15 protein-coding genes and 1 pseudogene are annotated in these 14,739 nt (G+C 38.0%); 2 read left to right on the top strand and 14 right to left on the bottom strand.

All coding sequences use genetic code 11. The features are described from left to right. Positions 1-3: 3 nt before the first annotated feature. From AC58P7_RS14280 to AC58P7_RS14290, 3 genes are all read right to left on the bottom strand, one after another. Positions 4-2,691: a TnsB C-terminal domain-containing protein gene (locus AC58P7_RS14280; protein ID WP_497343833.1), complete on the bottom strand. Its 2,688-nt coding sequence runs from the start codon at positions 2,689-2,691 to the stop codon at positions 4-6. Positions 2,692-2,908: 217 nt separating this feature from the next. After that, positions 2,909-4,240, bottom strand: a complete 1,332-nt coding sequence (locus AC58P7_RS14285) for a TniQ family protein (RefSeq protein WP_497343835.1) — start codon at positions 4,238-4,240, stop codon at positions 2,909-2,911. Between the two features lie 17 nt (positions 4,241-4,257). Further along, positions 4,258-4,575, bottom strand: coding sequence for a Mu transposase C-terminal domain-containing protein (locus tag AC58P7_RS14290; protein ID WP_497343837.1), 318 nt, complete (start codon positions 4,573-4,575; stop codon positions 4,258-4,260). Positions 4,576-4,718: 143 nt separating this feature from the next. Here AC58P7_RS14290 and AC58P7_RS14295 point away from each other — a divergent pair, with 143 nt between their 5' ends. Then, positions 4,719-5,066, top strand: coding sequence for a helix-turn-helix domain-containing protein (locus tag AC58P7_RS14295; protein ID WP_497343839.1), 348 nt, complete (start codon positions 4,719-4,721; stop codon positions 5,064-5,066). A 674-nt stretch (positions 5,067-5,740) separates the two neighbouring features. On the opposite strand, the gene AC58P7_RS14300 is transcribed toward AC58P7_RS14295, so the two are convergent. From AC58P7_RS14300 to AC58P7_RS14340, 9 genes and pseudogenes are all read right to left on the bottom strand, one after another. Further along, a complete protein-coding gene (locus AC58P7_RS14300; protein ID WP_497343841.1) occupies positions 5,741-6,250 on the bottom strand; it encodes a hypothetical protein in 510 nt (169 codons plus the stop codon). A 212-nt stretch (positions 6,251-6,462) separates the two neighbouring features. After that, positions 6,463-6,621 (bottom strand): hypothetical protein, encoded by a 159-nt coding sequence (locus tag AC58P7_RS14305; protein WP_497343843.1) that lies wholly within the window; start codon positions 6,619-6,621, stop codon positions 6,463-6,465. Continuing rightward, a pseudogene (locus AC58P7_RS14310) lies at positions 6,618-6,731 on the bottom strand (ATP-binding protein); the annotation flags it as partial. The gene AC58P7_RS14305 and the pseudogene AC58P7_RS14310, both read right to left, overlap by 4 nt. 423 nt (positions 6,732-7,154) lie before the next feature. Next, positions 7,155-7,568, bottom strand: a complete 414-nt coding sequence (locus AC58P7_RS14315; protein ID WP_497343845.1) for a hypothetical protein — start codon at positions 7,566-7,568, stop codon at positions 7,155-7,157. 730 nt (positions 7,569-8,298) lie between these two features. Then, complete coding sequence (locus AC58P7_RS14320) at positions 8,299-9,060, bottom strand: ThiF family adenylyltransferase (RefSeq protein ID WP_497343847.1); 762 nt, start codon at positions 9,058-9,060, stop codon at positions 8,299-8,301. Then, positions 9,061-9,585, bottom strand: coding sequence for a hypothetical protein (locus AC58P7_RS14325; RefSeq protein ID WP_497343849.1), 525 nt, complete (start codon positions 9,583-9,585; stop codon positions 9,061-9,063). Further along, the gene (locus tag AC58P7_RS14330) at positions 9,579-9,935 is read right to left on the bottom strand and encodes a hypothetical protein (protein ID WP_497343851.1); all 357 of its coding nucleotides are present in this window, start codon (positions 9,933-9,935) and stop codon (positions 9,579-9,581) included. Before AC58P7_RS14330 ends, AC58P7_RS14325 begins: the two co-directional genes overlap by 7 nt. A 12-nt stretch (positions 9,936-9,947) precedes the next feature. Then, positions 9,948-10,244, bottom strand: a complete 297-nt coding sequence (locus tag AC58P7_RS14335; protein WP_497343853.1) for a hypothetical protein — start codon at positions 10,242-10,244, stop codon at positions 9,948-9,950. A 46-nt stretch (positions 10,245-10,290) separates the two neighbouring features. After that, positions 10,291-10,515 carry a DUF2188 domain-containing protein gene (locus AC58P7_RS14340; RefSeq protein WP_497343855.1) on the bottom strand — a complete coding sequence of 75 codons (225 nt, stop codon included), beginning with the start codon at positions 10,513-10,515 and terminating at the stop codon, positions 10,291-10,293. Positions 10,516-10,635: 120 nt separating this feature from the next. Between AC58P7_RS14340 and AC58P7_RS14345 the strand changes: the two genes are divergently transcribed. Next, positions 10,636-11,724 carry a helix-turn-helix domain-containing protein gene (locus AC58P7_RS14345; RefSeq protein WP_497343857.1) on the top strand — a complete coding sequence of 363 codons (1,089 nt, stop codon included), beginning with the start codon at positions 10,636-10,638 and terminating at the stop codon, positions 11,722-11,724. Positions 11,725-12,769: 1,045 nt separating this feature from the next. Here the strand turns inward: AC58P7_RS14345 and AC58P7_RS14350 are convergent. Further along, the gene (locus tag AC58P7_RS14350) at positions 12,770-14,062 is read right to left on the bottom strand and encodes a DEAD/DEAH box helicase family protein (protein ID WP_497343859.1); all 1,293 of its coding nucleotides are present in this window, start codon (positions 14,060-14,062) and stop codon (positions 12,770-12,772) included. After that, positions 14,063-14,707, bottom strand: coding sequence for a hypothetical protein (locus AC58P7_RS14355; protein ID WP_497343861.1), 645 nt, complete (start codon positions 14,705-14,707; stop codon positions 14,063-14,065). Between the last annotated feature and the right edge of the window lie 32 nt (positions 14,708-14,739).

The raw sequence follows: 14,739 nt of genomic DNA on the forward strand, positions 1-14,739 counted from the left end.
ACATTACAATTCACCATACCCTTCAAATGAATCTTCCTCATCAACCGTTTCGTATGCCTCGAAATCTTCATCTTCTTCATCAATTTCATCATCTTCAGCTACTTGAGTTGGATAACTAAAGTTTGCAGCCATTTTACTTCGTTCTAAATCCTTTTTACGCTGCATCAAGATATGTTCTTCCTTCTCAACCTCCATAATGAACTTCGCAATAACTTTTGCATTTATTACGAATTTTCTATGATTTTGTTCCCCACGTTTTTTTATTTCTGCTGTTATCAACTCAATTTCTTTCTTCGTTCTACCTTTGAAAATAGCTTGATAGGAGGAGTAGCATCTAACCCAGGTTTTATTTAAATAGACATATGCTACTCCCATATCAAACGGATCAAATCGAACAGGGTATTGCTTTTTACTTTTATTCAGTGTCCGGAAATGGTGAGTGTTGTAATAAATATTGTTAATCTTTATTCCGTTTACAGGATGGACCATCGCTGTTCCCTTTATTGTTGTTGGTAAGGTCAGCAGAATAAATTCCTCGTTGTACGGAATTAACTGTGCTTTTCGATCTCCACTCAACATAATGGACTGATCAAACGTCTCACCTGGTGACATGCCTAAGGAAGGATGATATAAACCGTCATATACTTCATACGCATACCCACACAGTTTTTCATTAAATTCTGCCAAGGTCCAAATGGCATGATTTTTTGGATTTGTTTTTTTTGTCATCTTACGAACCTTTTTTGACGCAAGCGTATTGCCCCAAAATGTAGTGATAAACTGTGTGTTTGTTTTTCCGAATATCCGTTCAATAACAGAGCCAAATCGTGGTTGACCTGGTGGTCTCACCTTTTTACTTTTTTCGTACATCGCAAGTAAAGAATCAAAATAAGTACTTTGAAAATCCTTACCTCCATCCACGACTAGGATCTCTGGTAGTCTGGAGAATCTTCGAACACATTCTCGAATCACCATCATATTGCTTCTATAACTAGGTGAGTCAAAAGAAACATACAGTGCTAGAATTCGGCGACTAAAGCCATCGACTAAAAATGTTAGCCATGGTTTACCGATAACCTCACCTGTAAGGGAATCAATTAACTCGATATCTAACTGCGTATGGTCGATGTAGGCTACTTCAAATACTCGGTCTCCGTGACGAGGTGTCGTATAATCAAGATAAAAGTAGGCGACATCAATGTCATATGCTACACGTTCCCCCTCTCTTTTCCTTATTTTTCGCCTGTCGTCTTCAGATTTTATTTCCAATACAAAAGACTTGTACGATGGAACCGGTAAGTATCCTAGAGCCTCACATTTATTCGTGAACCCACCATAGGATATCGCGATTCTCTTTTGCTTCAATGTAAGATAGTCTTTTTTTATATGCTCTTTCATGAAATCACGAACTTTCTGTTCTATTCGCTTTGCACGATTCCCCTTTTCGTAATGCTTGGGCAATAAACCAACGTAGCCCATTCCGAACGCAATCTCAGCGTCTTTAAAGCTCTTTTGCCAATATCGAATGGTGCGAGCAGGGATTTCTACTTCATTCCCGTTACTTACTTTTTTGAGAATTGACATGCGTTCGTTTGCAATGTCGTAATCCAAGGTGGCTGCCTTAGCTAATATCCCCGCTAGCAATTCATTCTTTTTGGCTTGCTCTGGAATACTAATTCCTTGAATACTCCCCGATTTGACAAGCTTTTCAAGTAACTCATAGGACAATTGAACAGGTGTTGCAGAATTATCCATTACAAATACGTTTTTTTCGCCAACATTTATGACGGTCCATTCATTACCTTCCCAGTGAAACTTCTCTCCTGAGGACAGATTTAACGATGTAAGTCTAAATTGAACGGCCGGTAATGGATCTGTAGCTACGACGTTTAACGCAAGACTTAGCTCTGCATCAATATATACCTTTGCAAATTGCGGCTCTGCAATAGCATACTTCCGAATATCGATATAGATTTGCTCTCGGGCCAACATATAATTAATCGTATCCGCCTTAATACCCGCTTCTCTGGTTTCGTCTAACAGATCAATTAGCGGAATTCCTGGCCGACTCTTAACTACTTCATATACTACTTTAGAATCTGACTCCTGAATGAAGTAATTACTGTCACCTAAGTAATCCTCAAGAAAGACCAGATTCCGATATAGTAGAGTCTTGGAGCCATCACGATCTATATCTGTGTTAACCTTGTAGTATAAGCCTAGTTGCTTAACTGCTTCAGTGCCTGCTGGACTAACCCAAATATCAGGTTCAGTTTCTTCAAACAAACCGTCATACAACTCTACTTTCGCAAGAATGTCAGTCAGCATTTTAGATTCTTCATATCCTGCTGAACTTTTACGAAGGACAAAGATGTCCGGAGTATGTGGGTGGGCTATCTTTTTACCCTCTTTATCCATATACACCATCTTTACTCTCTTGGCCTGTTCATAATATTCAAGAACATCATCGTCATGTTCGAGAGCATAAATATGTCGAAGCTCCAAGGTATGACTTTCAAATTGAATTGTTCTACCCATTTTCTTGCTTGAGTAGTTACCAGTCACATTTGATTTGAAACTTTTAACCCTTCTGATAGGCTCCCCTTGCCTTATATCCTGTATATACGATTTAGCAGCATCTGATATTGGATTATCCATACACCATTTTTCGAATTCTGCATTTGTTAACATATTTATCTCCTCCGTAGAATTTAATTTTTATTAACTAAGAATGTTTGTATATATATTAATTAATATATATATAATAAAGGCGCCCAGATCGTTTGATTGATCGGGCGCCTTCTAATGAAACTTGTATTTTGTTGTATTTTTGTTTTTTTCCTTTATCCAGTACATTTGTACTCCTCCATTCTATTTTATTTGTTAATTAGCATTGCCAAATGCTAGACTAATTAAACTTATCTCTTAAGTCTTTCCAAACTTCGTAGGTCTCTGGATACAGCAACTTTGAAAAGCGCCTCTCACCATGATATTGTTCTAGTTGCCGAATGGATGGGTGCATATCATTTGAAGAGAAGAAATTCATCGCTTCTTTGGTTTGTATAACGATTAGCTCCCGCCTAATCCTTGCTTGCTTCTTTCTCTCTTCTCTTCGACGGTATACAACCGCAGAGCATACTTCAGGAAAATTATTTTTCAATGTAAGTATGTGAATTCCTAATATCTCGGCAATTTGCTTTAAGCTCTTACACAATGGATCCTCCTTAAGGATATCCATAAGTTGAATCTCAATCAACTCCTTCTGGAAGCTTATCCTTTTATTTTTTAGAGGAATCCGGTTACTACAAACTTCGTAATTACTAGTGGTTACCAGTTTGAAAATCTCTGAAGCATTGTGGTTATTAAACATCAGGATATTGATAATTGGAATTTTACTGAAGAACGATATTCGAAGTAGCGCCTCTAGGCTCGGCTGATGCTTTTCTCTAATCCATGAATTAATACTTGTTATTGGAAGCCCGAAATACTTTGCAAAATCGCTGACTTTATTATTAAACTGAAATTTAATCAGATACTTTATGAAATCTATTGCATATGTTAATTTCATTAAACTATGCTCTTGTACTGCGTTAATTAAGATCAAGATGGATTTACTAACAAACCACTCCCAACTTGAGATCTCCACTTTTCTCTCCTGTTCTGTTATTCCTTCTCCCAACCATCTTTCGCATTTTGAGCAATGACCTACTCTAGCACGATGCTCTATGTAATAGTTGTTTTTTTGGCAAAATGGACACACCTCCTCAAGCCTCATATTATGAATAGGGCACACTTTTACCAAGCGGAATGTCCATAATAGATGCTCAAACTCCGTTTTGTTTTTCATCTCCGCATCCCTGTAACATTGAGAGCACCAACGTTTAGTTTTGCTGTTTAATTGCCAATTAATAAGGAAGTGCTGCATGGGCAACAAAGTTAATTGTTCCAGAGACTCTATCCCAGTTGCTCTAACTAATGCTTCCGAGAAAATCCCAGCACCTTGATCTCCTCCGTTAACTAAATAAGAACGCACATAAAAAGGGGGGCCGCCACCGCGCCCCAACATAAGTCCCATGCTACTATTTTCGATATAGTGAGATGCGAAATACTTCAAAAATGTACCACTTAAACAGTTATGTGCTTCCGCTAGCCGAAGAAAATATCCTACTAAACTTTCCTTAGACTCTTTATCATAGATCGGATCTAGTGAAAAAAATTCGTATGCGGCTATTACCTCCATTAATGAGCAGCCCCTCTTCACTTACGCTTAATCTTATTTGCAAAAAATTTAGCTTTTAATTCACTAAGTGCAGTAAAGTAGGCTTCTTGCATGACTGTATCAATATCAAATTGTTCAATACTTGTTGCCATTAAAAGCTCGCTGCTACTAATATCAAACAAAACGATTTTAGTAGTATCCGATGGGTTAAATAATACGGGAATCTCCCAATTACCATGCATTTCTGCATATTCAAACCAACAATGCTTTATCATTAGCGGATGTGTATACAGAAGATTTTCCAGCAGCACTCCTTTACTTGTTACAGTCGCAATCTTTAGTCGGACTTTATTCATAGAGTCTCACCTCCTATTAACCTGTATAGGCAAATCATTCAAAAATATACGTACTTGCATTTCTTTTTTTTATTTTTAAAATGCAAATACCAATGTATCACCTTTGATCCTTTGTATACACTTGTCCATAAGAGGTGTTATTCATGGATCCTACATTAGCCTTAAAATCCGTCGGGAATCGCATTCGTACCTTAAGAAAGAATAAATGCCTCTCGCAAGAAGAACTTGCAGAGAAAGCCGGCTTCCACTCAGCATATATTGGTCAAGTAGAACGTGCTGAGAATAATATTTCATTTAACAATTTAGAGAAAATCGCAATAGCATTAGGTGTCTCTCTTTCTGATTTATTAAAAAATGCACCTTCAACGAAATATACCCCCTCAAAGAAGGAACTCATAATTGAGCAGATAAATGAAGAATTATCTAGCCTTCCTTTAAAAGAACTTAAAAAAGTCCAGTTAATAATTAATGAAGTTTTTAAAAAAATTTAACTATAGAGTATAATTAAATAGTTCCTTTATTAACTGCATTGAGGTTAAATAAGTTAATATAAATTAGATTGAGAATCTCTACTTTTTAAGTATAGCTGTGAACAAAAAAATGAGGCTGTCTCAAACGATGTGAAGGTCAAGTCACATCGTTTTTAAAAAAAGTGAATATTGAAATAAAAAAGAAGCTAGTCACAGTTTACGCTTAGCTTCTTTGCTTTTGGCATCTAAATTCTGCTTTTTAAGAAGATTCTGGGCAAGCGTAGTTAAACAGCTTTTAAAAATTCGGAGTAAAAATCGATCTAATTCACTCTTTTCGTTAGTTTAAGTCTATCAATATGAAAATTTAGAAGATTGGGAAGGACTTATGTTAGTGAACTTTTTAGAAAGAGGTTGATCGGTGTCGATTAGTCATAATAATTTTGATTATTTTCTGAATGAAGTGTAAATAGCAGTTTTACTATCAAAAAGAGTAGTGCTCGATGTAATTATCGAAAATGTCCGAAAATTCATCGTAACTATCGTAGAACAACGTTTACATAGAGTCTGTAAAATAGTTTATGCAACCTCACTGCTGTTTCAACCTCATTTGAATTGATCTTTATATTAATACTTCACACCAAAGTGTATTACCTTCCAATTTTATTCAGTCAACAAATCTTCTTTGGCGGGTATGTTTATCTGCTACTCATCGCCTCATACATTCGATCCTCAATCCATTCAACGTCAAGAAGTGGTTGATACTGGTCAATCGAGATTCTAATTCCTAATTGCTCTCCATCATCGTCCCAGGTTGCATCGTGATCTAATTCGCGCAATATTCTATAAGCGCCTTTACCCATATTCAATAGAATTGAACGTTGCTCACGAAATGTACCCTCAAGGAATAGTTCATGGACGCTCTTGGCAGCAACTCGCATAATACTCGATATCTCCCATTCAGCACCCTTAAGCACTACTGCAACAGCTGTCAGATCATTACCGTTAGCGAGAGCAACAAGAAATTCTGCCGCAGCTCCAGTGTGTATGAAGTGTATCCACATTCTCCATTCGAATTGTACTGGTATTAATGTAGTCGCAGAGCATTCCTCACCTGTTTCAGTAAGAATGGGCTCATTTCTCAAAAAATTCTTTACCGACGCCCAGACATCTGCTTGTTCTCCAAAATATTGATTGATAATCTCCATAAATCAATTCCTCCTTAGTTCCGGCTAACGAAAAAGCACCGAACAAATAGAGGTTCCCCCCTATCCGTTCGGTGCTTCCGCTACGGCATCACTTGTTAGTTTTCTATTATCATAATGCAGTAAAGCGTTTTTGTATAGTGTCCGAAGAAAATTAAGTTTTATCCTATGAGTATTTTTCAATTGCTACACCGTCAGACTCCGAATAAATAGTGTTAGACTAACTCGATTTTCAAATCAACGGCAGCCCAGGATGAATATTTCGGTCCGAAAGAGCCATCATTCCAGTGAGTAGTGAGCCACGTCTCCGGTAAGCGGGAGCCACCAAAAAAGGCAGCTCCTTCCACTAGATTTTGAATTAGTTGATGAGTCATTTACGTTTACGCATGGAGTCGAATCCTTCGATTGTGATCGTATAGGATAAATGTACGATACGGTCAAGTATTGCGTCCGCTAATGTATTCTCACCAATCTTACTGTGCCAGCCTGCAGGAGCCTTAAGCTATGGCTACTACTGCCTTCACCATTCGGAACTTAAACCCTAGAGATAGCGCCCTTGCTGGGCGCACTTAAATGAAGTCTAAGGAGGATAACCCCTGGTCTTCTTCATAACTCTACAATGCATCCTGCGAATCATTTCAAAGTCGATGCTTCCAACCCTTGGATTGTAATTCAAGAATCACTTTTTCAAAACGGTTTACATCCCTGTAGACATCAATTTTTTTTGGAGTTGAACTGTTAGTCTAAGGTATAAACTGGAGGATATTCTAGTTTGAAATTTCTCTACTTCATAAAGAAAATCCACAAAAGATTCTATTGACTCAACTGCTATAAATAAAGCTTCTAAATAGATATGCCTTTTTTCGTAGTCAAAAATCGCTTTAACGGGGGCAACAATTATATCTTTTCAATAGAACCTATTATCCTTTATCACAAAATCGAGTTTATCTAACAAAATTTCTAATCTGTGTAGCATTTGTTCTTTATACTCGAATCTTTTTTGCTTTTCATGATTTAGCTCCATATAAACGACTTCAAGCACTAACATGTAGGGAGCATTCACTACTTTTGCCATTGTTGTTCTGTGTTGTCCCTCCGAAACAAAATATGAATCTTGATCAAAATAATAAACCATCCTCAGTTGGTCAGAGTATTTATTATCCAGAAAAGTCCCGATAAACCTGTCAAGACCTTCACTTTCTAATCTTCTTTTTAAATCCTCTAACCTGGTCAAAGCTCCCTTTGCTCCTTCATAATGATCCCACCAAGACTCATTAGTTTCTCCACGTAAACCAAGACCTACAATCTTTTCTACGGGCACCAATACGTCATTCTCTTTCTTACCGTCATAGCATTCTGAATGACTCGGATGCGACAATAATTTCGTTTCTTTAAGTCATTTTATATATTCTTCTTTTATCCCTATGTTAATCAAATGATTTTCCGTCATTTACTCTCCCTAAACTTCGAATTCTACGATAGATAACTTGAGCAAATAAAGAGCCTTTCATTACAACTTCAGATTGAAATAGGCTTACCTTACGAGCAGACTTCAATGCATTTATTTCTTTCCATACCCTAAACTGGATACCATGTAGCCGAAGTTTATCTAATAGACAATTTCATTCCAAATGTCTAATTTCTGCCGCTACGTCATCCGACGATTCAAATTGCTCTGATAATACCTTATCGTGTAGATATTCAATTCGCTTGAAAAACGGAAGCTGATAACACTGATGTCATTATAGGAGAAACAGAACTTCGTAGCGAGTAGCGATTGATACGTAGTACCATATGGTAAAAGTAGATACCTGATTTTAGCTTCTCTCGGCTTTTCGAATTTACCCCATCAAGTCGCAAACTAATCGCATTTTAAATCAGTTTTTTCGCAAACCTGCTTTAATCGCAATAGCCGTACAAGTGATCCATGACATAGTATTGCTATTTTCTCTCGAGCCATTATTATCAGTATCAATAGACACCTTTTCATCAATAATGACCTGAATATTCTGCTGCTGTATCACAATTCGCTATTGATTGTCTCATAGCTACTAATGATGCTTACACTGATTCTTTATGTTCATTTCATAATGGATGTGTGGTCGTAATGTTCCTTTGTTCCCGTCATATTCATAGTATAAACATTGATTCTCAGCTCTTCCTGTCCAATTAGTAAGTAGGTTCATAGCAATATGTATAGCTGTCGAAACCAAAACCCCATTGGGCCATATCACTTGAGGTCTTGAACCAGCATCACCATATAATGCATCTTGTTGACTTAGAGCTTCAGGTGTAATAAAGCCAAAACACCACATACACGGTTTCCCAGGTAGGCTTGCTATAACCTGTCCACGCATGATTGGAATACCTGCTGGTTTTGTCACATCCATGCCTATATCTATATATGGGATCTTATTATAACGAGCAAAATTCTCAAGTTGTTCTCGATTCCTCAGCCCATCTAGGCATCCAAAAATTAAGTCAGCTTCTCCGATAAGCTTTGGTTCCAACTGAAATTTGTTATTAACCTGAATAATATCTGCATCGGGAACAACACTTTGTATTTGTCGAATAGCAATGCTCATCTTACTTGAATGATCAGCTACATCCTGATACCTAGCCCCCACTGTACGGTTTAGGTTAGTATCTTCCAACAAGTCATAATCACATAGTACATATCGCTTAAAACCAATGTGTGCAAGCTGTTGAACAATCTGAGAGCCACCTCCTCCGAGACCAATGACACCTACCCTTGTACTTTGAAGAATTTCATCGAGATTATCCCCAAGAAAGGACTGCCTATTATTATCCATTTAGAACCACTCCTCTCTTACCTTCTGAAACAAACACTTTATACGACCAAAGATCGTATTTTCACCAATAATAAAAGAATGAGAATGAATATCCTCAAATTTGTTGCTCCCACGCCCCCAAATTCTGGCTACCATCGAATCATTACTTAAGAGTAAAAAGCCATGTATTTCATTCGGATTTGCGTTTCGAAAAGATCTTAAGTATACAGGATGAGAGTCCATATCTACCTTACTAAAGCTAGGTATACCTCTACCTCCGTGTTCATGTACCTGCATTACACCTTCTTTATTGTGATCAACCCGTTTCATTGCTAATACGATTGCTCTTTGGTCAACATGTGCTCCAACTGAGGAATCATTTACATAATACTCATCAGGTATAGAAACATAATCTATTACCTCAATAGACTTCTCTTTATTGGATTTGGTAAAGACGTATCCAACACGCTCCCAAGCGTAGGGGTGTGGACGAGATAAGTCTTCCTTCATTTTTTGAAAGGTAGCCTTTTTCATGCGTATCAACATACCACCAAAAACCCCCTTAAATGATTCATGATCATTTCAGGAAATAACCCAGGGGCAACATTATTATGCGAAAAAGCATACCACGTTTCGTCACCAATTATGTAGGATTGATAGTTACATGGTGTATGTGGAGCCTTTATATCTTCCTTCAAAAAAAGTCTTGAAGTGTAACCACCAATTGTAGGTGCGAAAGACTGTGTGCAGAACAATGCATCTGACCTCTTAGGAAAACATCCCTGGGGCAATAATAACCCTGGGATGTATACATAATGGTTTTGACCATATTGCTTTTGTGTGACACCAGAGCCGTAAATATCTCGAAGAACATTCATATCATCAATAGAGTACACATTTTATCCCCCTTACGAAGAGTGCCCAGAGGAACCCCCAGATTTAAACCGCTCCCCACCATGTACGATAATAAAGCCTTCGTTCGCTAATAATAAATACTCAGGCAATTGATATAAGACATCACTAATGGGAATATCATTTAGCTCTCGAATTTCTGAAACATCAAGTCTACCCTGATGCACTTGGTAAACAGAGTCGTTAATGTAGATCGAAACCATATCACGACCATGTTCATTATTCTTTTCGTTGTTACTGTTACCGTTATTTTGACCATCGTCATGAATAAAAATTGGAGTTGTCTCTTTCACTCTTCCCACGCTCCTTTAATTTGGTTTTTGAGTTAACCGATTCGTTCTATCCCTTAGGTGGAAACGGGTCATTTCCATGACTGTCCCTTGATTGAATTCTTCCATTCTTGCCATGAATAATCATTTCAGAAGACTGATTTCGGGAAATCTCCCTAGCCACTTCTGTAGCTTCTTTCTTTGTTTCTGAAATTTTCGTTACCCTTTGATTGCCTTCGCCTCTTACTGCCCAACCATTTTTATGCGGAACAACATGTTGATTTTTCCCTGGCATTTGATAACCCCCCATATGAATAACATTTGTTACTATAACTATAACATCTGTTATAAATCTTGTCAACGCTATTTCTATTGTGTTATTATTCTTATATCACATTGTTAAAGGGGAACACTTATGTCTGTAAAAGACATCATTCAAAAATTAAGGAAAGAGTTGGGTATTTCTCAAACTGAACTTGCGAGGAGAGCAGGTTTACAACCACCCGCTATAAGTCAATATGAGTCAGGCGTGAGGACCCCCTCTTATGAAGCCCTAATCAAATTATCAAACGCTTTGGAGACAAGTATCGATTATCTTATATCTGCTGGATCTGGAGGCAAAACCCCTCAACCGTTTGATAAAAAAAGTGAACTAATTGTAAAAATGATTAATTCTCTACCACCTGAGGCTAAAGACAATATTATTGATTACATCGCTTTTTTAGGTATGGGGAGTAAGTTCACGAATTTAGGGGAAATATTCACTGAATCCAATGAGTATGCTCAGTATGTATTAAAAAAATATACTGACGGTAACCTACCACTTGATCTGTATTCTCTAGCAAAACGACTAGAAATTAAGGTCTATCATGCCGAAATTGATAACGATTCAGAAGGTGTGTTGTTTAAAAGTGAAAAAGTTATTATCCTTGATAAAACAAAGTTACGATCAAGAATACAATTTACACTCGCCACACTAATAGGACACTACATTTTACCTTGGCATCTAAAATCCTCGTATATGGTTAGAAAAAATGGGAGTTCTACAATTCATACTGAAGATACTTATGAGATGGAAGCACATAATTTTGCAACTAACCTTTTAGTTCCACCTATTCACATAAAACAGGATTTTGAAGAGACAAGGGCTTCATTAGCCACATTAAAAAAGCTTGCCGATGAGAAATATAACGTATCTCTATTCTTCCTAGCTAATAGATTGGTTGATTCTTTTAAGGATAAATATTCAGTTATTCAAACTGAGTCAAAAACAATAAAAAAGACATACCCAGGAAACCGTAAACTTAAAGAATCAGGATCAAAGGTCGATCAAAAGAGCTTTGCCGCTAGTTTCTTTATAGACCCTCCTACAAGTGAGGAAACTCGGCAAGGACAAGTACCTGCAGACTGTTGGTTAATGGATGCCAATGAAAACGAAAGTATCTACGAAGAATCTATTTTCAATCCTATGTATGGGACTGTGTTAACCTTATTACAGTTTTAAAGATAACGAATCATTTCTTTTATGTTTCTTTTCTCAGAGGTCCAGTAGGATTCAGGCGCAATTCGATTTCATTGTTATTAAAAGAGTGGACGATATTCAACATATTTTATCTATTAAAAAGGGATCTCTCGTATCTGAGACGATCCCTTTTGATTGTTTACTCAGTCAGATTGTTCCTTTGCCTACAAACCAACAGTATTATCAAATGTCTTCCCCCCCTTTTCCGTTGCAAACCACTCGATCAAAATTGCAATACCTATACTTTTATCCCTACTATGTTAAAAATGATTAAACCCCTGCCAAAAAAGAGCCCTCAAACCCGCATTCCACCGTTGCTCGAAAAAATAGACTCTTGCTACAAATCTCACATTTACCGCTGCTATTGACAATCAACCAAAGAAGCCAAATTTGAGTAAACGCCTGCATGCCACCTACTGTCGCCCATATCTGCTCCTAGAACCCGTTTTTGATCGTCCTAAGCCTTCTGATAAGTAACAAGGATACCTACCATGAATAAACATTTTATTTTAATACTTTTTAAGTCTAGGTATATTATCCTCCATTTTTGGTAATAGTAATTAATATTCCTTCCATATTTCTTCTATTTCTATTCCTTTTTTTTTTGCTACTTATTTTATGCCTTATGATCCGGTATGTAGTTAGAATCAAGTGCTGTAATCATTTTTGGCAAGTATCAAAACCTTTTTGTGTTACTCTGATCATGGGATGGTATGTAGTTGCATTTATGATTCTATAAAATAACAACCCATTAATAATTCGGGCTAGCCAAACACATTTTCTATCACCATAGAAAGTTTTTGAATACAAAGTCCTCAATTTAGAGAAATATAATCACCTGTAATAGGTGCTACCTAAGAGACCACTGAGATAAATGATTCTTTTAATGCAAAAAGAGCCTTAGAAGCGATTCTATTGGCCCTTTTTTCTTTTGCTAGAAATGTAGACTTTGCATGAGTCTCTTTAAGAGGCGCCTCTTCCTAAGGAGAATACATGGAGGTATAATATTGCCGGAAAATATCATATGTTATTCATTGCCATGCTGGCAAATTATTGCGTTAAGTATCAGAAAAAGTCGAAATATGAGTTCAAAAAGGTTAGAGGCGTACCCATTCATCAATGTTCCCGTCATTGCGACAGAATTCTTCGCGCATTGTGAAATGACATGAAAAGCGTGTGCCTGCGCACTACCGCCAGTCAATTCATGACATTCGTCTCCGAATGCGAGGTCAAATTTGTGCTTAAACCAACGCTTGAAAAGGTCAGCAGGTGAGACTTTCCTCGGCGCTACACCAGGCTGCTTCCGAATGGAAGGTGCACCAGACAAACTGCTCTTATCGCGATTTTTAGCTTGCCACAAACGAGCACCACATGAACGGTAATCATCTTTTTCAGGATCGGCATTCGTATATCGACGGACTTGGTTCGTGCAGAACTGGTTGCTTTTGCGGCGCTTGAATTTTCCATGTTTATCATAGAACTCTTTGCGCTCCATCGGCACGATACCGTCTTCCCCTTCAGTCATCAGTTGCCCGCCACATTCGGGGCAAACCCAACCTTCGAAAGCTGTCTTATGGATAGATAGTACTTCTCCATTTGGCTGAAGCTTTCTTTTCGTATAGGAGCGGGATACCCACTTCGCAGCTGGCTCAAAAATATAACCAAGCTTTGCGGTATCGCGAGCGATGATATAGACCTCAATCTTAGTTGGTTTCGATTCGAACTTACCGCTATCACGCAAACGAATAACATCTACGTAATCATCAAGAAACTGAACTTCAAACAATGACTTGTCGATAAGAAGTCCAACTTCCCGCTTCGTTTTCTTGATGAGATGGTTAGGCACCATATAGATAACCCTACCCTTCCCTCCAAGCTTTTCGGTAAGCAAGGAAAAGAATGTCGCGATGCTCATTGCCGTTTTACCCGTTCCTGGCTCTCCAATAAGAAACAAATTGCGATGCTTACGGAAACCTTTGATCAAGGCAGTAACTACATGCGCTTGAGAAGTAAACAACGGCCTCTTAAAATTATTTAAAACCTCAAGTGGCTCGTCCATTCCCGGGTGATGCACAGGCACATACTCATCATTTAAGCGACGAATCAGATCCTCACCGAACAAATTGAGGTAATCTCCAATGTTTTCGATATCCGCTAGCGTCTGGGGTCCATTATCCAATTCCAAAGCGTTTTCTATATCTCCTGATGAATTGCCTAGTGCAGGAAGGGTATCTTCAAGACTCCCTCCACGTTTCGCAGCTTCCTTTATTGCGATAGCAATAGCCTCATCGACCGTATCAACCTTTAAATTCACACTCATTTATATAGCCTCCTTCGTGATGTTGCGATCTTCCGTTAGTTGGATCGCACCTGTTCTAAGTCCATAGGAAATATAGCCGTCTAACATGTCCTCATCTGCAGTCAACTCATAGGCAACTAAATCAGCATAATCCCCGACAAAATCTTGTACCGTTAGAGGGATTAAGTATTTATCCTTAATCAATTGATCAAACAGATAGGGCGTCCACTCTTCGAGCATTGGTGTTTCATAATACGCATCAATGGCCCAAAAGAACTTCTGAAGGATGTCACCGTCCCAAGCAAAAATCATATAACCATCATTTTGCCGAGACAGCACCTTTTCATTAGCGACAATGCCGGTAACAAAAGTGTCATCCTCACGTTGAGATAAATGGCGATACTTCCCACTCGGCCTTATAGCGAAGGAGGATTTATCAAATTCTTTCTCACCGATGCGTGGAGCATGACGGATCCAGAAGATCACATCACTTGCTTTTTTAGCATGGTGGAATTGCGCAAACATTGCTTGAACACGGGAATCAATATCGATAATATTGGCGTAAACAAGCTGAGTTTCTTTTTTCTCCTCATCACGTTTTGTTACAATGAGAGGAGTGTGCACCTTAACATAAACATCCTTATGGTTAAAATCCATGAATTTCATCCCTATTACCTCCAGCGTCGAGCTTATTTTGT

The organism is Paenibacillus sp. J22FR5 (genome assembly GCF_059691975.1).

Excerpts from the sequence above, each read along its gene's own strand:
- AC58P7_RS14290 (WP_497343837.1), bottom strand. The coding sequence starts at position 4,575 with ATGAATAAAGTCCGACTAAAGATTGCGACTGTAACAAGTAAAGGAGTG.
- AC58P7_RS14320 (WP_497343847.1), bottom strand. The coding sequence starts at position 9,060 with ATGGATAATAATAGGCAGTCCTTTCTTGGGGATAATCTCGATGAAATT.
- AC58P7_RS14355 (WP_497343861.1), bottom strand. The coding sequence starts at position 14,707 with ATGAAATTCATGGATTTTAACCATAAGGATGTTTATGTTAAGGTGCAC.
- AC58P7_RS14300 (WP_497343841.1), bottom strand. The coding sequence starts at position 6,250 with ATGGAGATTATCAATCAATATTTTGGAGAACAAGCAGATGTCTGGGCG.
- AC58P7_RS14325 (WP_497343849.1), bottom strand. The coding sequence starts at position 9,585 with ATGTTGATACGCATGAAAAAGGCTACCTTTCAAAAAATGAAGGAAGAC.
- AC58P7_RS14295 (WP_497343839.1), top strand. The coding sequence starts at position 4,719 with ATGGATCCTACATTAGCCTTAAAATCCGTCGGGAATCGCATTCGTACC.
- AC58P7_RS14350 (WP_497343859.1), bottom strand. The coding sequence starts at position 14,062 with ATGAGTGTGAATTTAAAGGTTGATACGGTCGATGAGGCTATTGCTATC.
- AC58P7_RS14305 (WP_497343843.1), bottom strand. The coding sequence starts at position 6,621 with ATGACTCATCAACTAATTCAAAATCTAGTGGAAGGAGCTGCCTTTTTT.
- AC58P7_RS14285 (WP_497343835.1), bottom strand. The coding sequence starts at position 4,240 with ATGGAGGTAATAGCCGCATACGAATTTTTTTCACTAGATCCGATCTAT.
- AC58P7_RS14340 (WP_497343855.1), bottom strand. The coding sequence starts at position 10,515 with ATGCCAGGGAAAAATCAACATGTTGTTCCGCATAAAAATGGTTGGGCA.
- AC58P7_RS14280 (WP_497343833.1), bottom strand. The coding sequence starts at position 2,691 with ATGTTAACAAATGCAGAATTCGAAAAATGGTGTATGGATAATCCAATA.
- AC58P7_RS14345 (WP_497343857.1), top strand. The coding sequence starts at position 10,636 with ATGTCTGTAAAAGACATCATTCAAAAATTAAGGAAAGAGTTGGGTATT.